The sequence below is a fragment of the Candidatus Pelagibacter sp. HIMB1611 genome, assembly GCF_052047715.1.
In the GTDB taxonomy this organism is placed as follows: Bacteria; Pseudomonadota; Alphaproteobacteria; order Pelagibacterales; family Pelagibacteraceae; genus Pelagibacter.
This window is the reverse complement of sequence record NZ_JBNAJM010000001.1, coordinates 709939-730781: the sequence shown is the minus strand read 5'-3', so window position 1 is coordinate 730781 and position 20843 is coordinate 709939. Positions and strand designations below refer to the sequence as shown.

The window sequence follows — 20843 nt, the reverse complement described above, 5'->3', positions numbered from 1 at the left end:
GCTTATTAACATCATGCAATTAAAAATAGAAAAAGGAACTTTCACAAATCATTCACTTGAAGATATAGCGAGTGCATTAAAAAAAGGTCTCTCAGAAAATTTTAAAAATGTTGAAGTAGAAGTTGTAGATTGTCCTAATCTTCGTGAATGGGATTGTCCATCTGAAGGGATAAGTGGCAATCAAAAAATTATCGATGTTGGTGGTGAGCCATACATGCATGATCCTAATTTTATCGGTGCTGAATTTGATTACCAAGAAATTTCTAAAATGATTGGATCAGAAAAATCTTATGCTTTAGGTGCTGGATCTGGTGCAATGTCGTGTTTGGATGGTCACTGCGGAGAATTAGTAATTAATGAAAATTTAAGTACTGACGAGTCTAGATCTATAATTGCAAGAGTAAGTCCTGATAAAAAATGTATAGTTGAAAAATATAGTGCAAGAAAACACGGTGGACTTGGAAATATTTATTATACAGATGGCAAACAAGGAAAAGTGATTAAAATAAAAATTAAAGGAAGATCAGGAGATCAAGGTTCGCTACCGCAAGCAATGAGGTCTTCTTTATCAAATAATTTAAATCTCAAAGAAAATGAACACATTGCGATCGCAGGTGTGTTTAGAATTTTAGAAGGAAAAGTAAGATCGCATGTTCAACCAGATTATAAAGATATTAAACATGAATACTATGATCCAAAACAAATGAAGTGTGTAAAAGATTTTCTTCAATTTTACGAACCTGTTGGTCCAAAATTGCAGTGTTATACAGTACTTTGGACTGGAGATCCTACAGGAGGAGAATTGAATTTAAGAGAGTCTGGTGAACATACACATTTTCATTCTTATGAAGACGATAAAGATGCTGGTCATTACCATTTTGATGTAACACCAGATGAAATAGAATATGAAGGATATTTTAATACAGCTTCAGAAGTGCATAGAGTGAATAACATTTATAAAGAACTACAAAGTAAAAATAGTATTGAATAGAAAACTTAATAAGTTTAAGTTTATTTAAATGAAAAGACAGTTCAAGTATCCAAAAAATTTTGAAGAACAGAAAAAAATTTCAAAATCAACTCAGAAAAGAATTACCTTAGCTGAAATTTCACTTGGGGATTTTGAGGGAAGGTTAGCAAATGATTTATTAAATTGGTTTTCTCTGACACCTCAACATTGGATTATGCTGCACATGGTAATGCTTGCTTATTATAAAAATAAATCTATTACAAAAAATGAACTACTAAGAGTTATAGAGAAATCTTATCTAACTTCTAATGTTTATATCGATACAGCGATAAAAAAAGGTTATTTTAGAATTATTAGAAACGAAAAGGACAAAAGATCAATTTTTATTTTACCATCAGTTGTTACCATTAAGACTTTTGAGGAATTTATTGATCGAAGAGACGTTCTTTATAAAGGTATTTAATGAAGAATGTATATACATGGGCTGCTAAACCAGCCAAAAGATCAACTACAGTAGGTGATTTAAAAGCGGCAAAAGGAAAAAGAAAATTTACTCAAGTTACCGCGAATACTGTTGATGAGGCTGCTGCTGCAGAAAAAGCTGGCTTTGACATGATTATTGCTAACGCTAAAAATGTTATTCCAGTTAGGGAAGGGTCCAAAAATCTTTTTTTAACCGCAGCTTTAGTTTTGAACGAATTTGTTACAGCAGATGATATTATGCGTGGAGCGTTCAAAGCTTTAGAAAATGGTGCTGATGCAGTGATGACACCAAGAAGTATGGATATAGTAGAAATGCTAGCAAAGGAAGATGTGCCTGTTATGGGTCACTTAGGATTAGTTCCAAGAAAATCAACTTGGATAGGTGGACTTCGAGCAGTTGGTAAAACAGCAAACGAAGCTTATGAGTTATTTCAAAAATTTAAAAGATTAGAAGATGCAGGAGCTTTTTCTGCTGAGTGTGAAGTGATACCTGAAAATGTGATGGGAGAAATTTCTAAACGAACAGATATTGTTACTGTTTCTTTAGGATCTGGAAGAAATGCAGATGTGATGTATTTATTTATGGAAGATATTTGTGGTGATACCGAAAATCCTCCAAGACATTCTAAAGCTTATGGAAACTTATTAAAACTTAGAAATGAAATTAAAGTTGAAAGAGTTAAAGCTCTTAAAGCATTTAAAAAAGATTCTATGGCTGGAAAGTTTCCAAGTAGGAAACAATCCTCTAATTTAGATAAAAATCAGTTTGAAGAATTTTTAAATCAACTTGATTAATAAGTAGCGTCGTCGTCTTTTTTAGACAAAGAACCTTTCATCTTATCAACAGTTGCTTTAGCACCAGCACTTAAAGCTCTTAAATCAGAAGCTATGGTTACAAAATCAAAACCTTTTTCAATCATCTTCATTGCGTAGTCTGTTGTACCATTGTGAATTCCAGCAAAAATATTATTTTTCTTCGCATGTTCTAGAATTCTCAAAATTTCAGAATAAGCTTTTGTAGTTTCAGCTCGATCAAATCCAGGCTTTTCTCCAATTGCTAAACTTAAGTCTGCAGGCCCAATATAAATACCATCAACACCTGGTGTAGACATTATCTCATCTAAATTTTCTAAAGACTCTTTTGTTTCTATCATTGCTAATTTAAGAATTTCTTCATTAGCGTGATCTGCATAATCTGCACCACCATAAATTAATCCTCTAACAGGACCAAAGCTTCTGTAACCATCAGGTGGGTACATACATGCTTGAACAAAATTTTCAGCTTCTTTTCTATTGCTTACCATTGGACAAACAATTCCATAACAACCAGCATCTAAAATTTTCATTATTTGTCCTGGCTCATTCCAATTAACTCTAGCAAGTGGAGTGACATCCGTTGTCGAAATTGTTTGAAGCATTGGAAGTGCATTACTGTAATCAACTAAACCATGCTGCATATCTATAGTTAATGAATCCCAGCCTTGATGTGCCATTGCTTCTGCAGATGCAGTACTTGGAATTGCGCACCAACCATTAATGACGGGCTTACCGTCTTTCATCATTTGTTTTATTTTATTTTTTCTCATTATTATACCTTTAATGCCATGTGGGTGTATTTAACGTTTAGATAATCTTTGATCGCCATTGATCCTCCTTCACGTCCATAACCAGTTTGTTTGATACCACCGAAAGGAGCTTCTGCTACAGCAACTGCACCAGTATTAACAGCAACGCAACCAGACTCTAACATTTCAGAACCTCTGTTGGCTTGATCCATGTTATTTGTATACAAATAACTGCATAAACCAAGGTCATTATTGTTTGCTCTTTCAATAACTTCATCAAATGTTTTAAACGTAAGAACGGGTACGAGAGGACCAAATGGCTCTTCTCTCATAATCGTAAAATCGTCTTTTACATTATCAAAAACAGTTGGCTCATAAAAATAACCTTTGTTAAAACCCGAAGGTCTTTTTCCTCCCATTAAAACATCGGCTCCCTCATTTTTTGTTGTCTCAACTAGTTTTTCAATTTCCTCTAATCTTTTTGCAGTTGTTAAAGGACCTAAGATAGTTCCTTCATCCATACCATTTCCAATTTTTAATTTCTTAGCTCTATCCATAAAAGCTCCAAGAAATTCATCTTTTTTATTTTCTTGGATATAAAATCTGTTTGGAGAGATACAAACTTGTCCATTGTTTCTGAATTTTGCAGTTATAGCAATGTCTGCAACTTTATTCATATCAACATCATCACAAACTATGAACGGTGAATGACCACTAAGTTCCATTGTTACTCTTTGAACTTTATCTGCAGCTTTCTTTAATATTAATTTTCCAACTCTTGTTGAACCAGTAATTGATACTTTTTTAATAATATCAGATTCTAATAATTCATTAGAAATTTCTGCAGGATCACCAGATAATAAATTAACCACACCATCAGGAACTCCCGCTTCTTTACAAATATTAACTAATTCCATAACTGCACCAGGTGTAATTACATCTGGTTTACAAATTACAGAGCAACCTGCTGCTAATGCTGTTGAAATTTTTCTTGCAGCCAAAATAATTGGAAAGTTCCATGGTATTAAAGCAGCCACAACACCTACTGGCTGATAATAAACATGAACTCTTGTATCAGGAAATCTACTTTGTACTGTTTGACCGTAAATTCTTTTTGTTTCTTCAGCATTCCATTCAAATATATCTGCTCCTCCACCAACTTCTCCAACTCCTTCAGCAAGAGGTTTACCAACCTCAAGAGTTAACCATTTAGCAAGAACATCTTTTTTCTCTCTCATTAGATCTGCAATTTTTCTAATTACATATGATCTTTGCCATGGAGTAGTGTTACTCCAAACTTTAAGACCTTTCTCAGCTGACTTTAATGCTTTTTGCACATCTGCTGAAGATGCTTTTGATGCTTTTCCAATCACTTCCTCAGTTGCAGGGTTGATTACATCATATGTCTCTTTTTTTTCTGCCTCTTGCCATTTTCCATCAATGAATTGTCCAAATTTGCTATACATAATTTTTTATTTTTTTAAGGTTTACTAAGTTGGGTTTTTTAATTTATAAATATAAATATATATAAACATTATACATAAAAAAAATAAACCCAATTATGAAAAAAATCACTCTTACTTGTGCACATGCAATCGTTAAATATTTAATTGCTCAAAAAATATTAATTAATGGCAAAAAAGAACCACTCTTTCCTGGTGTCTTTGGAATTTTTGGACATGGAAACGTAGCGTGTTTAGGTCAGGCACTTGAAGAAAATCAAAAAGAATTACCAACTTATAGAGGCCATCATGAGCAGAATATGGCTTTAACTGGAATAGGTTATGCCAGAGCAAAAAGAAGACAACAAATTTTTGTTGCTACTTCATCTGTTGGCCCAGGAGCAACCAATATGGTTACTGCTGCAGCAGTAGCGATGAGTAACAGATTGCCAATTTTATTTTTACCAGGTGATACTTATGCAAATAGAATGCCAGATCCAGTATTGCAACAAGTTGAACATTTTAACAATCCAAGTGTAACTGCAAACGATGCTTTCAAACCAGTTACAAGATATTTTGATCGTATCACTAGACCTGAACAAATAATTCAATCATTTCCTATAGCAGTTCAAACCATGTTAGATCCTGCTGATTGTGGCCCTGCTTGTATTGCTTTAAGCCAAGATATCCAAGGCCAAACTTTTGATTATCCAGAAGAATTTTTTCAAGATAAAGTTCATACAATTAGAAGACCAAGACCAGATGAATTTCAAATTAAAGAGGCAGCTGAAAAAATTAAATCTTCAAAAAATCCAATCATAATATCTGGAGGTGGAGTTTTTTATTCAGATGCAATGGAAGAGTTAAGTCAGTTTGCAATTAAACACAATATTCCAGTTACACAAACTGTAATGGGTTATTCAACAATGAAGAGAGATCATTCTCATTTTGCAGGTCAAATCGGAGGACTTGGTGGAAAAAATACAAACTCATTAGCAAAACAAACCGATCTTGCTATTGCAATAGGTACAAAGCTAGCTGATTTTACTACTGGATCATGGGCAAATTTTGAAAACGAAAATTTTAAATTAGTTTCAATTAATGTATCAAGATATGATGCAAATAAACATTTGGCTCAAGCTGTTGTTGGAGATGCAAAAGTTTCATTAACTGAACTTTCTCAAGCTTTAGGTGATTGGAAAGCAGGGGAAGAATGGAATAAGAAATCTCAAACAGAACTTAAGTCATGGAATGAACATATAGATAAAGAGAGCGCTCCAACTAATCAGGAAGTTCCAAGTTATGTCCAAGTAATTGGAGCAATTTATAGAAATTCTGATCCAACTGATATTGCAGTTACAGCTGCAGGAGGTTTGGTAGGTGAAGTAATCCAAGTATGGAGACCAAGAGAACTTAATACCCATGAAACAGAGTGGGGTTTTAGTTGTATGAGTTATGAAATATCTGGAGCATTAGGAATTAAGATGGCTAATCCAGATAAAGAAGTGATCTCATTTGTTGGTGATGGTTCTTATCTATTAAATAACACTGATATTTATTCGTCAGTAATTACAAAAAATAAATTGATCATAGTTGTTTGTGATAATGGAGGCTTTGCAGTTATAAACCGACTTCAATTATTCAAAGGTGGAAAAGAGTATAATAACTTATTAAAGAGTTCTAATACTCCTGGTTTAGTAGATGTAGATTTTGCAAAACATGCAGAGAGTATGGGTGCGAAATCTGAACACGTTACTTCAATTTCAGATCTTGAAGCTGCATTTAAAAGAGCTAAAGCGTCTGATGTAACTTATGTTATTTCAATTAAAACTCATGCTTATAAATGGGTAGAAGGATCATCTTTTTGGGATAGTCCAACTTTAGAAATTCCAACTACTAAAGAAAATGAAGAAGCTTTAAAACTTTATAAAGAAGGAAGAAGCAAACAAAGACAAGGTATTTAATCCTTTATGAATAAAGTATTTAAAGTAGGCCTTATAGGATGTGGTCATATTTCAGAAACTTATTTTAGAGCTCAGGAGTATTTCAATAATATCAGAATTGTTAAATGCGCTGATATTAATATGGAAACAGCGAAGAAGTGTGCAATTCATTACAATATTGAAGCTGTAACTGTTGAAGAACTTCTTAAAGATAAAGAGATTGAAATAATTTTAAACCTTACAATTCCTGGCGCACATTTTGAAGTTTCAAAAATGGCTTTAGAAAATGGTAAGCATTCTTATGCTGAAAAACCTATGGCTGTTAACTTTGAAGATGGAAAAAAATTAGTTGAACTTGCTAAAGAGAAAAATCTTTATATTGGAAATGCACCAGATACTTTTTTGGGTGGGGGCATTCAGAAAACTCGTGAACTCATTGATAACGGTGTAATTGGTGACATTAAATTAGGTAATGCTATTTTTGCTTTCCCTGGAGTGCAATCTTATCATCCAAACCCAGAACCTTGGTTTGCTGAAAATGAAGGGGGTCCCGTAATAGATATGGGTCCATATTATCTTACGGCATTAGTAAATTTAATTGGTCCAGCAAAACAAGTACAAGGAAGATGTACAAAAGTTTTTGAAGAAAGAGAAATTGGGATAGGCCCAAAAAAAGGTCAAAAATTTAAAGTAGAAACTCCAACAACTTATCTTGCAACTATACAATTTGAAAATGATTGCATTATACAGATAACTTTATCATTTGATGTAGTCGCTCATCAAAGAAACCACATAGAGCTATATGGTAACAAAGGATCAATTATTGTTCCTGATCCAAATATGTTTGGTGGATCAGCTTTTGTCTCAGTGACTGCTGGTGGTAATTGGGGTGAGCACAAAACAGATATGATGCCTTTAGGAAAAATTAACATTAAAAGTCAAAGCTCAAGAGCAAATGAATCTCCAACAAATGCAAATTACAGAGGAGCTGGTCTATCGGAGATGGCTTATGCAATTGAGCACAATTTAGAACATAGATGTAATGGTGAGCTTTCTTTGCATGTTTTAGATATCATAGACTCAACTATGAGAGCATCTCAAACAGGTATCCCGCAAGAAATAAAGACTACTTGCAAAAAACCTAAACCATTTACGTTAGAGGAAATAAAAAAAATTATGAATTAATTTTTTAATTTATGAAAAAATTAATTGTAATTTCAGATCCTTTCCCAAGAACTTTAGATCTAATTTTCACAAAAAAAAAACTAAAAGAACTTAAAACTAAATACACACTTATTGTAGCCCCAAGCAAAAACAAAAAAAAATTTTATGAAAGCAATATTCACAAAGCTTCATTTATAATGGGTCAACCCGATCTAGATAAAAAACTTTTATCAAAAGCAATTAAATTAAAAGCAATTATAAATGTTGAAAGTAATTTTATGAACAATGTTGATTATAAATATTGTCATAAAAGAGGTATTCATGTGATAGCTACTTCTCCTGTTTTTTCAAAACCTGTAGCTGAGATAGCATTAGGAATGACATTATCCCTATTAAGAAATATTCATGAAGCGCATTTCGATTTTCTAAAAGGTAAAGAGAAATATGGCCTAGAAAGTAATCTTAAAGCATCAATGTTGTCAGGTAAAAAAATTGGTTTATTAGGGTTTGGTGATTTAGCAAAATCTCTTTATCCACTACTTTTACCATTTACAAAAGATATCTCTGTTTATGATCCATGGCTTCCAAAAAATGTGATCAAAAGATATGGATTTCAGCCGATCAATTTAAAAGATATGTTTTCAAAATGTGAGGTAATTTATGTTTTAGCAGCCGTGACAACTGAAAATAAAAATTTAATTGATAAAAAATTGTTAAACAGAATGAAGCCAAATACTCTATTTATTCTAATGAGTAGAGCAGCAGTTGTTAATTTTAAAGATTTAGTTACTAGATTAAAAAAAGGAGATATTTATGTAGCCACTGATGTATTTCCAGAAGAGCCTGTAAGAAAAAATGATCCTATAAGAAAAGTAAAAAATATTTTATTTTCAGCTCATAGAGCCGGTGCATTAAAGGAGGCTTTTTTTGACATGGGAAATATAGTTCTTAAAGATATGGATTTAATTTTAAAAAATCAAAAACCAAAATATTGTAAAAAAGCACAATTAAAAACAGTTGAATTGTTAAGCTCCAAACCTGTCAGTGTTAACTAAATTTAAAAATTATTTGTTTGACAATTTATTCAACTTTTAGTTGTGAGCGTTTTTTTTTGTTGCTAATCATTTCCAATTACATTTAACTCTTAATAAATAAAAGGGAGATATATATGAAAAAACTAACGTTAACTCTCGCTTCAATGATTTTAAGTGGTCTATTTTTTGTGACTACTTCAGCGAATGCTGCAATTGAAGCTTGTTTGATTACTAAGACGGATATCAATCCATTTTTCGTAAAAATGAAAGAAGGTGCTGAGGCTCGTGCTAATGAGTTAGGTGTAAAATTATCATTTTTTGCTGGAAAAATTGATGGTGACCATGAAACTCAAGTAAGAGCTGTTGAAACTTGTATAGCATCTGGTGCAAAAGGAATTTTAATTGCTGCATCTGATACTAAAGCAATAGTTCCAGTTTTAAAAAACGCACAAGATAACGGTCTATTAGTTATTGCGCTTGATACACCTTTAGAACCTATCACAGCTGCAGACTCTACTTTTGCTACTGATAACTTTGAAGCTGGTAGACTAGGCGGTGCTTGGGTTGCTGCAAAATTAGGAGCAAATGCTGCTAATGCAAAAATTGCAATGTTAGATCTTAATGAAAGTCAACCATCTGTTGGTGTTTTAAGAGACCAAGGTTTCTTAAACGGATTTGGTATTGATACTAAAGACGTTTCAAGATGGGGAGACGAAGATGATCCAAGAATCATTTGTAATGAAGTTACAAATGGTAACGAAGAAGGTGGAAGAACAGCAATGGAAAAATGTCTTCAGAAAGATAGAGACATTAATGTAGTTTATACAATTAACGAACCAGCAGCTGTTGGTGCTTATGAAGCTTTAAAAGCAGCGGGCAAAGCAGATGGAAGTGTATTAATTGCTTCTGTTGATGGTGGATGTCCAGGTGTAGCTGATGTTAAAAAAGGTATAATTGGAGCTACATCACAACAATATCCTCTTTTAATGGCTTCTTTAGGTGTTGAGGCTATTAAAGCTTGGGCAGAAAATGGAACTAAACCTGAGAACTCTCCAGGATTAAAGTTTTTTAATACTGGTGTAAATTTAGTTACAGATGATGCTGCAAGTGGTGTTCCTTCAATAAGTGTTAAAGAAGGAATGGACAGATGTTGGGGATAATCCAATAACTTTTCATTTTATCAGGGCAGAATATTTCTGCCCTGATAAACTTGACTTTAAATTCTGTAATTATTAATTTTATTTTTTATTCATGAGCAAAATATCTGATGACATATCAAAAGATTTAAAAGATCAGCCAAAGTTTACATCAGATATAGGTGACAAGGCTCAAGACCACCATACATTTGATATTGGTGAGCAAACGTTTTTAAAAAAACTTCAACATTTTCTACATGGTAATCCAACTATTGTTCCAGTAATTATTTTAATTTTAAGCGTAATTGCGTTTGGATTTATAGCTGGAGGAAAATTCTTTTCTGCATTCAATTTATCTTTGATTGTTCAACAGGTAACAATTGTTGGAATTTTAGCTGCCGCACAAACACTGATCATTTTAACTGCTGGAATTGATTTAAGCGTTGCTGCAATGATGGTTCTCGCATCAGTCGTTATGGGAAAACTTTCAATTGATTTTGGGATGCCCACTTTACCCGCAATTGCAATAGGTATGATTTCAGGAGTTGTAACGGGTGCTATAAATGGTTTATTAGTAACAAGATTAAAATTACCTCCATTTATTGTTACTCTAGGAACTTGGAATATATTTTTTGCATTAGTTATTTTTTTTACTGGTTCTCAATCTATAAGAAGCTCAGTAATTGAAGAGAATGCACCTTTATTACATTTTTGGGGTGAAAGAATAAATCTTGGAGGTTTCGTATTTACTTACGGTGCTTTCTTGATGATCGCTATATTTGTTTTCTTATGGTTTATGCTCAACAAGACTGCATGGGGAAGACATGTCTATGCAATTGGAGATGATAAAGACGCTGCAGAGCTGTCGGGTATTAGAACAGATAGAATGCTTGTATCAATTTATGCTGTTGCAGGATTGGTTATTGCTATAGGAGCATGGGTTTCAATAGGAAGAGTCGGATCAGTTTCACCTACAAGTTTTTATGAAGGAAATCTAGATTCTATTACAGCAGTTGTAATAGGTGGAACTTCACTTTTTGGTGGAAGAGGAACTATTATTGGATCTCTATTCGGAGCATTAATTGTAGGTGTATTTAGTTCTGGTTTATCAATTGCTGGATTAGATGTTTTATGGCAAAGGTTCGCGCTCGGTTGCTTGATCATTATTGCTGTTGGTATAGATCAATGGATTAGGAAGGTATCAAATTAATGAAACCTGTTCTTGTTGCAAAAAATTTATCAAAAAAATATGGAAGAGTTGTTGCTTTGGATAGTGCTGATCTGGAGCTTTATCCCGGAGAGGTATTAGGAGTTATTGGAGACAATGGTGCTGGTAAATCAACTTTAATTAAAGTTTTATGTGGAGCAGTAATACCTGATAGTGGCGAAATACTTTTAGATGGAGAGAATGTAACTTTTACTTCACCTATTGAGGCTAGAAAACTAGGTATAGAAACCGTTTACCAAAACTTAGCTCTTTCTCCAGCTTTATCAATAACTGACAATATGTTTCTGGGAAGAGAAATTAGAAAAAAAGGATTTCTAGGAAAATTTTTAAGATTTTTGGATAAAAAAGCTATGGCTGATGAAGCTCGAAAACGTCTTTCAGATCTAGGATTGTTAACAATTCAGAATATTGATCAATTAGTAGAAACTTTATCAGGAGGGCAGAGACAAGGTGTAGCCGTAGCTAGAGCAACATCATTTGGAACTAAAGTAGTAATTATGGATGAGCCAACAGCTGCCTTAGGTGTTAAAGAAAGCAGAAGGGTTCTTGAGTTGATAGGTGAGGTAAGAGCGCGTAAAATTCCTATTATATTAATTTCTCATAATATGCCTCATGTCTTTGAGGTAGCTGACAGAATTCATATCCACAGACTAGGAACTAGATTATGTGTTATTGATCCTAAAAAATATGAAATGTCAGATGCCGTTGCATTTATGACTGGAGCTAAAGAACCGCCAAAAGCTTAATTAATTAAAGTGTAGTCTGCCTCAATACTATTTTGCAAAACATTTAATCCGTTCGGAAGATCATTTTCATATACTTTTTTATGAATTTCTTCTTTAGGTAAATTAAAATTTTCCCAACGTTTAATAAGCCTTTCTTCTCTAATTTTTTCTTCACAATCAATTATGATTTTAGATTGAAAATAATTATGTAATTTTTTCCAAGGTTCAGAATTCAGAAGAAGATAATTTCCTTCAACTATTATAACTCTTGTTTTTTTTGAAATTATAACCGCTGACGATTTAGATAATTCTAAAGAACGATCGAAAATTGGGACAATAACTTCATCTTCATCATTTAATCTGTTTAAAAAATTTTTTAAACCCATAACATCAAAGGTTTCAGAGGATCCTTTTTTGGATAGTAAACCTTTATTTTCTAAAATATCATTATCATAATGAAACGCATCCATCTGAAGAATATTTGATGGATATCCTTTTAGATTTAAATCTTTTGTTATCTTTTCAGAAACAGTGGTTTTCCCTGAAGCAGGCGGTCCAGCCAAAGCTATCAAATATCTATTTTTTATATTATCTAATTTTTTTATTAAATCGCTGATTAGTTCTTCATAGATTAATCTTTTCATAATTATAATTTTAAGTTTTAGTATAAAATTTTTTCCATTTATCAAACCTATGTGAAAGCAAAGAAGCAAGTTCAGGATCTTTTTTTATAATTTTTTTCACTTTAGGAGATTTCAGTTCTTTTTGGTGATCAAGATTATTGTAACCTAAAAAAGCTATTTTTGCTGCTCCATAAGCAGCCATTGAGTCTGAAGTTTCTGTAATTGAAAGATTTTTATTTAGAATAGATGCTAAAATTTTAATCCAAGTTTCATTATTTGAACCTCCTCCAATTACATAAAGATTTTCTAATTTAATGTTTGTTTTTATAAGGGCTTGATAGTTGTCATTTAATGCAAATGAAATTCCTTCTATCAAACTGTAAATCATTGAGGATCTTGTTGTACTTATATCAACATTGTTAAAACTTGCACGAACATGAGGGTCGTTAATAGGCGTTCTTTCTCCAGTTAAATAAGGTAAATAGTATGGAGCATTTTTGATTAAATTTTTGGCTTTAATTGCTTTTTTTAGATTTAGTGAAATTTCTTCTATAGATGAATTAAAAGTTTCAACAAACCAATTAATATTAGATGTACAAGACAACATAACAGACATTAAATGCCATGTGTTAGGTAAACAATGGCAAAATGAATGAATCGCATCATCATAGTTTTTTAAAAATTTTTTTGTTGATGCAAATATTACACCTGATGTACCTAAAGATATTGATGCATCGCCTTCATCATATAGACCCAGACCAACAGCTGCTGCCGCATTATCTCCTCCACCTCCGTAGACTTTACATTTTAAATCTAAACCATATTTTTCTGCGATTTCTTTTTTGACAATTCCAGTTTGATCTGTCCCTTCACAAGTTATAGGCATTTGAGAAAGATTCATAAAAGTAGTTTGTAATAATTTCTTTGACCAGGATCTATTTTTTACATCAAGCCAATATGTTCCAGATGCATCAGACAAGTCACTATAAAATTCTCCAGTAATATAAAATCTCAAGTAATCTTTAGGTAGTAAACATTTGTGAATTGATTTGAAGTTTTTAAATTCATTATTTTTAAGCCATAAAATTTTTGGAGATGTAAACCCAGGCATTGCAATATTTCCCGCAATATCTAAAACATTTTTATTATTCATTATATCATTACACTCATTATGACTTCGAGTATCATTCCATAAAATACATTTTCTTATCACGTCATAATTTTTATCAAGACATGTAGCACCATGCATATGTCCAGAAAATGAGATTGACTTAATATTTTTTAAATTAATTTCTTTTTTTAATTTTTTGATGCAGTAATTGAGGGCAATGATCCATGATTTAGGATCTTGTTCTGACCACCCACTTTTTAGATTAGATAATGGAATATTTTTGCTAGAGGTTTTGCAAATTATTTCTTGATTGTCTCCAATAACAACACATTTCATTAATGTTGTTCCAAGATCGATACCTAAATACATTTTATGATTATATATTTTAATTATTGTAATTGAATTAATTTATTGAATTATTGAAATTAATTTAGTTGTATAAGGATATGTTAATTAAAATTGATCCAATACTAAGCCCTGATGTTTTACACTGCTTACGCAGTATGGGACATGGTGATAAGCTAATACTTTGTGACTCAAATTTTCCAGCATATTCTTTGAATAAAAGAGTTTATCGAATTGATGGTGTAAACGCTTCAAGAGCGGCAGAAGCTATTCTTTCAGTTTTTCCCTTAGATAGTTTTATAGAATATCCAATTTTGAGAATGGAAATTGATGGAAAACCAAATGAATTAAATGATGTCCACAAAGAACTTATAGATACAACAAAAAAAGTATCTGGTGATCATTGGAAAATAGGATCTATAGAAAGAAATAATTTTTATAAAGAAACAAAAAATGCTTACGCAATTATAACTACTAATGAAACAAGACCATTTGGCTGTTTTATTTTTACAAAAGGTGTAGTTAAACCCAATGGCGATGTTTGGGTTCTTGAAAAATAATGAATTCAATTTGTGTATTTGGAGTTTTTGTTGCTGATCTTTGCTTCTTTGGTGAGACAATTCCAGTTAAGGGTCAAACAGTTTTAGGAAAAAATCATATTGTTGGACCTGGAGGTAAAGGCTCTAATCAAGCAATTGCAGCTGCAAGATTAAAAGGTGATGTACATTTTATAACAAAAATTGGCCAGGATAGTCATGCCGATATGGCATTAAAATTATATAAAAAGGCTCAAATAAATATAAATTCAATCATCCAGGATAAAAATCTTTCCACGGGAGTTGCGGGTATCATGGTTGATGAAAAAGGTCATAACGCAATTAATGTTGTTGCTGGGGCAGCTGCCCACTTAAATAATGAAGATATAGATCAAAATCTAAACACCATAAAAAATTCAAAAATTTTTCTTACTCAATTAGAAACTCCAGAGCAAGTGACACTTTATGCTTTAAGTAAAGCTAAAGAAAATAATTGTGTTACAATTTTAAATCCAGCACCTGCAAGAAAAATAAAAGAGGAGTACTTTAAATTAATTGATTATTTTACTCCAAATGAAACAGAAGCAGAATTTTATTTAAATAAAAAAATAAAATCAGAAAATGATATTAAAGAAGCTGCAAATCAGTTTTTAAAAAAAGGAGTTAAAAATATTATAATTACATTAGGAGAGAAAGGTGTTTATTATTCTAATGGAAAAGAAGATTATTTTGTTGAGGCATTTAAATTAAAAAATAATGTTGTAGATACTACTGGTGCGGGTGACGCATTTAATGGTGCTTTTGTTGTTGGATTATCTAATGACCTAAAAAATAAAGATGCATTAGTATTTGCAAATAAAGTAGCAGGAATATCAACAACAAAATTAGGTGCAGCAGCATCAATGCCATTACTTCAAGAAGTAGAAAATTATTAAGTAAAATAAAAATGAAAGTAGAATATTTTGATTTAAAAGGAAAACGTGCTTTAGTTTCGGGTGGAGCATCTGGTATTGGCGCATCAATTGTTGAACATCTTTGTGAACAAGGTGTTGAGGTCTATTTTTTTGATATAGATAAAAAAGAAGCTCAAAAATTAATTTCAAAAATTAAGAGGAAAAAACATAAAATACCTACTTTTCATATCTGCAACATTAAAAATATAAAAAAATACAAAACTTTAATTCAGAGCATTATAAAAAAAAAAGGAGCAATTGATATTTTAGTAAATAATGCATCCAATGATCAAAGACATACACTTGAGGAAGTTACTGAAAAATACTGGGACGAAAGAATGGCAATAAATTTGAGGCATTATTTTTTTGCTACTCAAGCGGTAAAAAAAAGTATGATTAAAAATAAAGGTGGATCAATAATAAATTTAGGCTCGGTTAGTTGGATTAGAGGGGCCGTAATGTTTCCAGCATATAGTACTGCAAAAGCCGCAATTTATGGTTTAACCAAATCTTTAGCTAGAGATTTAGGACAACACAATATTAGAATAAACTCCATTGCACCTGGTTCAGTTGCAACTAAAAGACAGTCAAAATTATGGTTAAATCCAAAATTTAAAAAAGAAATTTTAGATAAACAGTGTCTTAAAAAACAAGTATTACCTGAGGATGTCTCAAGGATGGTTTTATATTTAGCATCAGATGTTTCATCTGGATGTACTAAACAAAATTTTACGGTAGATGCAGGTTTAATATAAGGCTTAGCTTAACTTCTTTTTATTTTCAGCCATTGATAATGCAATTTTAAATGAGTTTAAAATTGGAGCTAAGTTAGCTTCATTTTTACCAGCAATTGCAAACGCAGATCCATGTGCTGTAGTTGTTACAGGAACTGTCAACCCACCTTGAACTGTAACTCCTCTATCAAAACCAAATGCTTTAAGTCCAGACTGAAGTGCATCATGATACATTCCAACCATGCAATCATGATTTTTATTTTTATATGCAACTACAAAAGATGTATCACATGGTAACGGACCATCTGTATTAAATCCAAGTTTTTTTGCTTCTTCTATTGCTGGAATAATTTCATCTTTTTCTTCAGTACCAAATTCTGCATGTGGGTTAAGTGCTTGAACTGCTATTCTAGGATTTTTTACGCCATTCAATTCCATAACTTCATTAATTAATTTAATAGGCTTTAATATATTTTCTTTTGTTATGTGTTGAGCAACTTCTTTAATTGGAATGTGAGAGGTTACTCTTGCAGTCCAAAAATTATCTATAACATTAAACTCACAACAAAAACTTTTTACATCTAATTTTTCTGCCATCAATTGCAATTCATCTGAGTGGGTATTTCCTCCAAGTTTCAAACTTGTTTTATTCATTGGAGCAAAATTAATTGCATCAATTTTTTTTTCTTTAGCAAGATTTAGCGCTAAATCTAAAGCCTCCAAAACACTCTCGCCTGATTCTTTTGAAGGTTCAGCTATTTTGTATTTATGGTTTTTTCCTTTTGAAATATCCAATAAAAATCTGTTTGATTTATTAAAATCAATTTGATCAAAATCTTCAACGATTTCAAGTTGGTGAGAATTGCCAGTTACGTTATTTCCACTCTCGAGAATTTGTTTTTCACCAATAACAACAATATTTGCTTTGTTAGTTATTTCTTCACTTAATAGTTTTGAGATAAGTTCAGGTCCTATCCCTGCAGGATCACCAAGTAGTAGAGCGATGTTAGCTTTTGTTTGAGTCATTTTTTACTTTACGTTTTGTATCAGAATATGATTATATATTTATATATAAGTTATATATATAAAAACTAAATAAACTAAAGAGGGAAATAATGAAAAAAAGCTTTAAACTATTTTTAGCAGCTGCTTTTTTAGTAACTGAATTTTTTGTTGTAGCTCTTCCATTAATGATCACTTCAGCAAAAGCTGATGGACATCCAATACAAGCAATTACTCACGCTGGTTTTGGTGGTGGAACTGATGTTACTACTAGAATGATGTTGTTAAGAGCAAGAAGAGTTCTTAAGCAAGATATGCAGTTAGTTAACAAAAAAGGTGGTGGTGGAGCAGCATCTATGGATTACATGATGTCTTTACCTGCAGATGGTAACCACACTTTAACTTGGACTACTGGTCATGCAGTATCAATGGCTTTAGGAAAAACTAAAGTAAAATTAAGCGATATGCAGCCTTTAGCAAGAGGTACAGATGATCCTCAATTATTTGTTGTTAACTGTAACAATGAAATTAAAGATGCTAAAAAATTCATTAGCGCACAAAAATCAAAATCACTAAAATATGGAACAACACATACAGGTGGTATTGATGACGTTAGTGCAATTGCATTTACTAAAAAAGGTGGATTAACAGATCCAACTATTGTTGCTTACAAAGGTGTAGCACCAATTAAAACAAACCTAATCAAAGGTGATATCGATGTAGGTGTTTTAAACTTAGGTGAAGCATTAACTGAAATCAACGAAGGTAAACTTTGTGTATCAGTTGTTTTAGCAAATAATAGAATGGCTAAAATTGGTGACTCTCCAACAGCTAAAGAATTAGGAATTCCTGTTTCTTTATCTACTGTTAGAGGTTTCGTAACTAAAAAAGGTGCTCCAGCAGAAAGAGTTAAACAACTAGAAGCTGGAATGATGAAAGCTATGAGCCACAACTATTACAAAAATTTCTTAACTGAAATTGGTCTTGATGACACTAGTGTAGTTGGTGCTGACGAGTGGGGTAAGCAAATGGAAGAAATGCTTGCTGAAATGACTGCTCAGCTAAAAGCTTTAGGTTACATTAACTAATCTAATTAAAAGTACATTTGCATATGAAAAATGTACAAAAACAAAAAAGGGCAAATAAAAGTTTGCCCTTTTTTTTTAGAGATGAATTTAAAGTCTCTTTTGTAATTATTTTTATTTCTGTAGCATTATTAATCACTACTTTTACTTTTGATATTGTTCCTCCTATATTGAATAGAGGAATACAGCCTGCAACTTTTCCAAAAGCACTATTGGTTTTAATAATAGCTATGACTTTATTAATATATTATTTAGCAACAAAAAATCCTTGGAAGGTTCAAAAAAAATTACCAAAATCATTCTATTTAACACTTTCAAGTTTTGTAATTTTTTTAATCATCTCAAAAACTTTAGATTTCTTTTTAGCAATTTCAGTTTTATCTATTTTTGTTTCTTATTGCTGGGGAGAGAAAAGAATATTTTATTTATTACTTGTTGGAATTATTTTTCCAGTGATTGTCTTTATTTTCTTTGAAACAATTTTAGGTTTAAGATTTCCTCCTGGAATTATAACTAACATTTATTATAGCTAGATGGATAATTTATTATTAATGATGGCTCCTTTATTTAGCTCAAAGCTATTATTGGTTTTATTTTTTGGAACATTGTTTGGATTAATTTTAGGAGTGTTACCTGGTTTAGGCCCAACAACTGGTGGTGCATTAATTTTACCTTTTACAATGACACTTGATCCATTGTCAGCAATTGTATTGTTAACTTCTATTTATTGTGCAGGTACTTACGGTGGTGCGATAACAGCAGTTCTAATTAATACTCCTGGAACACCAGCTGCTGCAGCAACTTGTTTAGATGGTTATCCTTTAGCACAAAAAGGAGAAGCTGGAAGAGCTTTAGGAATGGCTACTGTTTCTAGTACAGTTGGTGGTATTTTTAGTGTTGTTATACTTGTCTTTTTTGCACCTATATTAGCTCAACTTGCATATGAATTTGGTCAACCAGAATATTTTGCTTTAGCGATCTTTGGTTTAACTATGCTTGCATCAATTGGAGAGGGAAGTCCAATTAAGAATTTGATTGCAGGTGCATTTGGAATTTTGATTTCAACAGTTGGTAAAGATTTTATGACATCAATTGATCGATTTACTTTTGGAATTAATGAATTAACAGAAGGGATTGGTTTTATTCCTGTTGTTGTTGGATTATTTGCAATGAGTGAGATGTTAACTCAGTCAACTTTAATTAATCAAGTATTTAACAGAATAGCTTTAAAAGCAATTAAACTTCCAAGTAAAGATGATTATAAAAAAACTTGGAAAACAATTTTAAGATCTAGTGGTATTGGTTCTTTTATTGGAGTGTTGCCTGCAGAAGGTGGAACGGTTGCATCTTTAATTGGATACTCAGAAGCAAAAAGATTTTCAAAAAACCCAGAAGAATTTGGAAAAGGATCTATTGAAGGTATAGCTGGTGCTGAAGCTGCAAACAATGCAGCAACTGGTGGAGCAATGGTACCAACACTTGCACTTGGAATTCCTGGTAGTGCAACAACAGCAGTTATTTTAACTGGATTAATTATACATGGGGTTAGACCTGGACCTGATTTATTTAGAGAACAACCTGACTTTTTATATGGAATTTTTGGTGCAATGCTTATTGCTAATGTTTTGTTCTTTATATTTGGTTTTTTTGGTGCAAAAATTTTTGCAAGAATAACTTTAGTGCCTAATAAAATATTATGGCCAATGATTTTTGCAGTTTCAGTTTGTGGAACCTATTCATTAAATCAATCTATAATTGATGTTTGGATCATGTTATTTTTTGGTGTGCTTGGTTTCTTTATGAGAAGATATGGTTTCTCAGTTGTACCTGTTATAATTGGATTAATTTTAGGTGAGTTAGTTGAAGGTACTTTGAGACAATCTCTGGTTATATTTGATGGAAATTGGTTAATGTTTTTTACAAGACCAATAGCTTTAACATTCTTTATTTTATCTTTAATTGCTTTAGCTTTTCCATTAATAAGATCTAGAAAAATTAAAAAATAAACTATGATTAAATTTGATTTAAATAACAGAGTGGCAATTGTAACTGGTGGAGCCCAAGGGTTTGGATTGGCTATCACTGAAAGATTTATCGAGTCAGGTGCTAAAGTAGTAATTTGGGATATCGATGAAGGAGAAGCCAAAAAAGCATTAGAAAAAGTAAATTCAGAAAATTTAACTTATCAAATAGTTGATGTGAGCAACTATGAAACAATTAATTCAAAATTATCTGAAGTTGAAAAATCTCATGGTAAGATTGATATCTTTATAAACAATGCAGGTGTAGCAGGCATGAACACTACTGTTGCAGAATATCCAATAGAAGAGTGGAATAAGGTAATTAACCTTAACTTAAACGCAGTTTTTTATTGTTGCAAAGCAGTTGTTCCATTTATGGTTAAGAATGACTATGGAAGGATTGTAAATATTGCATCTATAGCAGGTAAAGAAGGAAATCCAAATGCAAGTGCTTACAGCACTTCAAAAGCAGGAGTTATAGGATTAACTAAATCTTTAGGTAAAGAGCTTGCGCAAAAAAATATTGCAGTAAACTGTGTTACTCCAGCAGCAGCAAAAACTAGAATTTTTGATCAAATGACTGAAGAGCATATAAATTATATGCTTTCAAAAATACCAAGAAACAAATTTGCTAAGGTAGAGGAATTAGCTTCTTTAGTTGCTTGGTTATCAAGTGAAGAAAACTCTTTCTCAACAGCTGCAGTATTTGATCTAAGTGGTGGTAGAGCAACATACTAATCATT

Annotated in this window: 21 protein-coding genes; 16 read left to right on the top strand and 5 right to left on the bottom strand. The window is 31.9% G+C overall.

The window, feature by feature from the left end:
* Positions 1–13: 13 nt before the first annotated feature.
* The 3 genes from ACTTAS_RS04100 to ACTTAS_RS04090 are packed head-to-tail and all read left to right on the top strand — an operon-like array spanning position 14 to position 2248.
* On the top strand, positions 14–991 hold the full coding sequence (locus ACTTAS_RS04100) for a DUF1907 domain-containing protein (protein ID WP_440678409.1): 978 nt from the start codon (positions 14–16) through the stop codon (positions 989–991).
* Between the two features lie 28 nt (positions 992–1019).
* The gene (locus tag ACTTAS_RS04095) at positions 1020–1433 is read left to right on the top strand and encodes a MarR family transcriptional regulator (protein WP_262589473.1); all 414 of its coding nucleotides are present in this window, start codon (positions 1020–1022) and stop codon (positions 1431–1433) included.
* Entirely contained in the window at positions 1433–2248 is an 816-nt protein-coding gene (locus ACTTAS_RS04090; RefSeq protein WP_440678408.1) for a 3-methyl-2-oxobutanoate hydroxymethyltransferase, read from the top strand. Before ACTTAS_RS04095 ends, ACTTAS_RS04090 begins: the two co-directional genes overlap by 1 nt.
* Here ACTTAS_RS04090 and ACTTAS_RS04085 read toward each other — a convergent pair.
* Complete coding sequence (locus tag ACTTAS_RS04085; protein ID WP_440614577.1) at positions 2245–3039, bottom strand: HpcH/HpaI aldolase family protein; 795 nt, start codon at positions 3037–3039, stop codon at positions 2245–2247. The genes ACTTAS_RS04090 and ACTTAS_RS04085 overlap by 4 nt on opposite strands.
* 2 nt (positions 3040–3041) lie before the next feature.
* Positions 3042–4484, bottom strand: a complete 1443-nt coding sequence (locus ACTTAS_RS04080; protein ID WP_440676712.1) for an NAD-dependent succinate-semialdehyde dehydrogenase — start codon at positions 4482–4484, stop codon at positions 3042–3044.
* A 95-nt stretch (positions 4485–4579) separates the two neighbouring features.
* Between ACTTAS_RS04080 and iolD the strand changes: the two genes are divergently transcribed.
* The 6 genes from iolD to ACTTAS_RS04050 all read left to right on the top strand — a co-directional run bounded on the left by iolD (position 4580) and on the right by ACTTAS_RS04050 (position 11711).
* Positions 4580–6424 (top strand): 3D-(3,5/4)-trihydroxycyclohexane-1,2-dione acylhydrolase (decyclizing), encoded by a 1845-nt coding sequence (gene iolD / locus ACTTAS_RS04075; RefSeq protein WP_440678407.1) that lies wholly within the window; start codon positions 4580–4582, stop codon positions 6422–6424.
* Between the two features lie 6 nt (positions 6425–6430).
* Entirely contained in the window at positions 6431–7588 is a 1158-nt protein-coding gene (locus ACTTAS_RS04070) for a Gfo/Idh/MocA family protein (RefSeq protein WP_440676714.1), read from the top strand.
* Positions 7589–7599: 11 nt separating this feature from the next.
* Positions 7600–8622, top strand: a complete 1023-nt coding sequence (locus ACTTAS_RS04065) for an NAD(P)-dependent oxidoreductase (protein WP_440654474.1) — start codon at positions 7600–7602, stop codon at positions 8620–8622.
* 113 nt (positions 8623–8735) lie between these two features.
* Positions 8736–9761, top strand: a complete 1026-nt coding sequence (locus ACTTAS_RS04060; protein WP_440614572.1) for a sugar ABC transporter substrate-binding protein — start codon at positions 8736–8738, stop codon at positions 9759–9761.
* Between the two features lie 91 nt (positions 9762–9852).
* Complete coding sequence (locus tag ACTTAS_RS04055; protein ID WP_440614571.1) at positions 9853–10947, top strand: ABC transporter permease; 1095 nt, start codon at positions 9853–9855, stop codon at positions 10945–10947.
* Positions 10947–11711, top strand: coding sequence for an ATP-binding cassette domain-containing protein (locus ACTTAS_RS04050; protein WP_440614570.1), 765 nt, complete (start codon positions 10947–10949; stop codon positions 11709–11711). The genes ACTTAS_RS04055 and ACTTAS_RS04050 overlap by 1 nt, the downstream gene beginning before the upstream one ends.
* Here ACTTAS_RS04050 and ACTTAS_RS04045 read toward each other — a convergent pair.
* Positions 11708–12334, bottom strand: coding sequence for an AAA family ATPase (locus tag ACTTAS_RS04045; RefSeq protein WP_440654472.1), 627 nt, complete (start codon positions 12332–12334; stop codon positions 11708–11710). The two genes, ACTTAS_RS04050 and ACTTAS_RS04045, sit on opposite strands and share 4 nt — an antisense overlap.
* Before the next feature lie 10 nt (positions 12335–12344).
* The gene (xylB, locus tag ACTTAS_RS04040) at positions 12345–13793 is read right to left on the bottom strand and encodes a xylulokinase (RefSeq protein ID WP_440678406.1); all 1449 of its coding nucleotides are present in this window, start codon (positions 13791–13793) and stop codon (positions 12345–12347) included.
* 77 nt (positions 13794–13870) lie between these two features.
* Here xylB and ACTTAS_RS04035 point away from each other — a divergent pair, with 77 nt between their 5' ends.
* Genes ACTTAS_RS04035 through ACTTAS_RS04025 form a run of 3 tightly spaced genes read left to right on the top strand, consistent with a single transcriptional unit; the run spans position 13871 to position 16013 of the window.
* On the top strand, positions 13871–14329 hold the full coding sequence (locus ACTTAS_RS04035) for an RbsD/FucU family protein (RefSeq protein WP_440652622.1): 459 nt from the start codon (positions 13871–13873) through the stop codon (positions 14327–14329).
* The gene (rbsK, locus tag ACTTAS_RS04030; protein WP_440678405.1) at positions 14329–15240 is read left to right on the top strand and encodes a ribokinase; all 912 of its coding nucleotides are present in this window, start codon (positions 14329–14331) and stop codon (positions 15238–15240) included. Before ACTTAS_RS04035 ends, rbsK begins: the two co-directional genes overlap by 1 nt.
* An 11-nt stretch (positions 15241–15251) precedes the next feature.
* Positions 15252–16013: an SDR family NAD(P)-dependent oxidoreductase gene (locus ACTTAS_RS04025; RefSeq protein ID WP_440678404.1), complete on the top strand. Its 762-nt coding sequence runs from the start codon at positions 15252–15254 to the stop codon at positions 16011–16013.
* Between the two features lie 3 nt (positions 16014–16016).
* Here ACTTAS_RS04025 and ACTTAS_RS04020 read toward each other — a convergent pair whose 3' ends face one another.
* Positions 16017–17018: a 4-hydroxythreonine-4-phosphate dehydrogenase PdxA gene (locus ACTTAS_RS04020; protein WP_440678403.1), complete on the bottom strand. Its 1002-nt coding sequence runs from the start codon at positions 17016–17018 to the stop codon at positions 16017–16019.
* Positions 17019–17107: 89 nt separating this feature from the next.
* Here ACTTAS_RS04020 and ACTTAS_RS04015 point away from each other — a divergent pair, with 89 nt between their 5' ends.
* The 4 genes from ACTTAS_RS04015 to ACTTAS_RS04000 are packed head-to-tail and all read left to right on the top strand — an operon-like array spanning position 17108 to position 20838.
* Positions 17108–18082 carry a Bug family tripartite tricarboxylate transporter substrate binding protein gene (locus tag ACTTAS_RS04015; RefSeq protein ID WP_440614563.1) on the top strand — a complete coding sequence of 325 codons (975 nt, stop codon included), beginning with the start codon at positions 17108–17110 and terminating at the stop codon, positions 18080–18082.
* Between the two features lie 23 nt (positions 18083–18105).
* Positions 18106–18612 carry a tripartite tricarboxylate transporter TctB family protein gene (locus ACTTAS_RS04010; RefSeq protein WP_440678402.1) on the top strand — a complete coding sequence of 169 codons (507 nt, stop codon included), beginning with the start codon at positions 18106–18108 and terminating at the stop codon, positions 18610–18612.
* Positions 18613–20085 carry a tripartite tricarboxylate transporter permease gene (locus ACTTAS_RS04005; protein WP_440656450.1) on the top strand — a complete coding sequence of 491 codons (1473 nt, stop codon included), beginning with the start codon at positions 18613–18615 and terminating at the stop codon, positions 20083–20085.
* A 3-nt stretch (positions 20086–20088) separates the two neighbouring features.
* Positions 20089–20838, top strand: a complete 750-nt coding sequence (locus ACTTAS_RS04000) for an SDR family NAD(P)-dependent oxidoreductase (protein ID WP_440651200.1) — start codon at positions 20089–20091, stop codon at positions 20836–20838.
* Positions 20839–20843: the final 5 nt, after the last annotated feature.

Coding starts and splice junctions, on each gene's coding strand:
- ACTTAS_RS04035 (WP_440652622.1), top strand. CDS start 13,871: ATGTTAATTAAAATTGATCCAATACTAAGCCCTGATGTTTTACACTGC.
- ACTTAS_RS04085 (WP_440614577.1), bottom strand. CDS start 3,039: ATGAGAAAAAATAAAATAAAACAAATGATGAAAGACGGTAAGCCCGTC.
- ACTTAS_RS04090 (WP_440678408.1), top strand. CDS start 1,433: ATGAAGAATGTATATACATGGGCTGCTAAACCAGCCAAAAGATCAACT.
- ACTTAS_RS04080 (WP_440676712.1), bottom strand. CDS start 4,484: ATGTATAGCAAATTTGGACAATTCATTGATGGAAAATGGCAAGAGGCA.
- ACTTAS_RS04100 (WP_440678409.1), top strand. CDS start 14: ATGCAATTAAAAATAGAAAAAGGAACTTTCACAAATCATTCACTTGAA.
- ACTTAS_RS04020 (WP_440678403.1), bottom strand. CDS start 17,018: ATGACTCAAACAAAAGCTAACATCGCTCTACTACTTGGTGATCCTGCA.
- ACTTAS_RS04025 (WP_440678404.1), top strand. CDS start 15,252: ATGAAAGTAGAATATTTTGATTTAAAAGGAAAACGTGCTTTAGTTTCG.
- ACTTAS_RS04070 (WP_440676714.1), top strand. CDS start 6,431: ATGAATAAAGTATTTAAAGTAGGCCTTATAGGATGTGGTCATATTTCA.
- ACTTAS_RS04055 (WP_440614571.1), top strand. CDS start 9,853: ATGAGCAAAATATCTGATGACATATCAAAAGATTTAAAAGATCAGCCA.
- ACTTAS_RS04065 (WP_440654474.1), top strand. CDS start 7,600: ATGAAAAAATTAATTGTAATTTCAGATCCTTTCCCAAGAACTTTAGAT.
- ACTTAS_RS04015 (WP_440614563.1), top strand. CDS start 17,108: ATGAAAAAAAGCTTTAAACTATTTTTAGCAGCTGCTTTTTTAGTAACT.
- ACTTAS_RS04045 (WP_440654472.1), bottom strand. CDS start 12,334: ATGAAAAGATTAATCTATGAAGAACTAATCAGCGATTTAATAAAAAAA.
- ACTTAS_RS04060 (WP_440614572.1), top strand. CDS start 8,736: ATGAAAAAACTAACGTTAACTCTCGCTTCAATGATTTTAAGTGGTCTA.
- ACTTAS_RS04005 (WP_440656450.1), top strand. CDS start 18,613: ATGGATAATTTATTATTAATGATGGCTCCTTTATTTAGCTCAAAGCTA.
- iolD (WP_440678407.1), top strand. CDS start 4,580: ATGAAAAAAATCACTCTTACTTGTGCACATGCAATCGTTAAATATTTA.
- ACTTAS_RS04050 (WP_440614570.1), top strand. CDS start 10,947: ATGAAACCTGTTCTTGTTGCAAAAAATTTATCAAAAAAATATGGAAGA.
- xylB (WP_440678406.1), bottom strand. CDS start 13,793: ATGTATTTAGGTATCGATCTTGGAACAACATTAATGAAATGTGTTGTT.
- rbsK (WP_440678405.1), top strand. CDS start 14,329: ATGAATTCAATTTGTGTATTTGGAGTTTTTGTTGCTGATCTTTGCTTC.
- ACTTAS_RS04000 (WP_440651200.1), top strand. CDS start 20,089: ATGATTAAATTTGATTTAAATAACAGAGTGGCAATTGTAACTGGTGGA.
- ACTTAS_RS04095 (WP_262589473.1), top strand. CDS start 1,020: ATGAAAAGACAGTTCAAGTATCCAAAAAATTTTGAAGAACAGAAAAAA.
- ACTTAS_RS04010 (WP_440678402.1), top strand. CDS start 18,106: ATGAAAAATGTACAAAAACAAAAAAGGGCAAATAAAAGTTTGCCCTTT.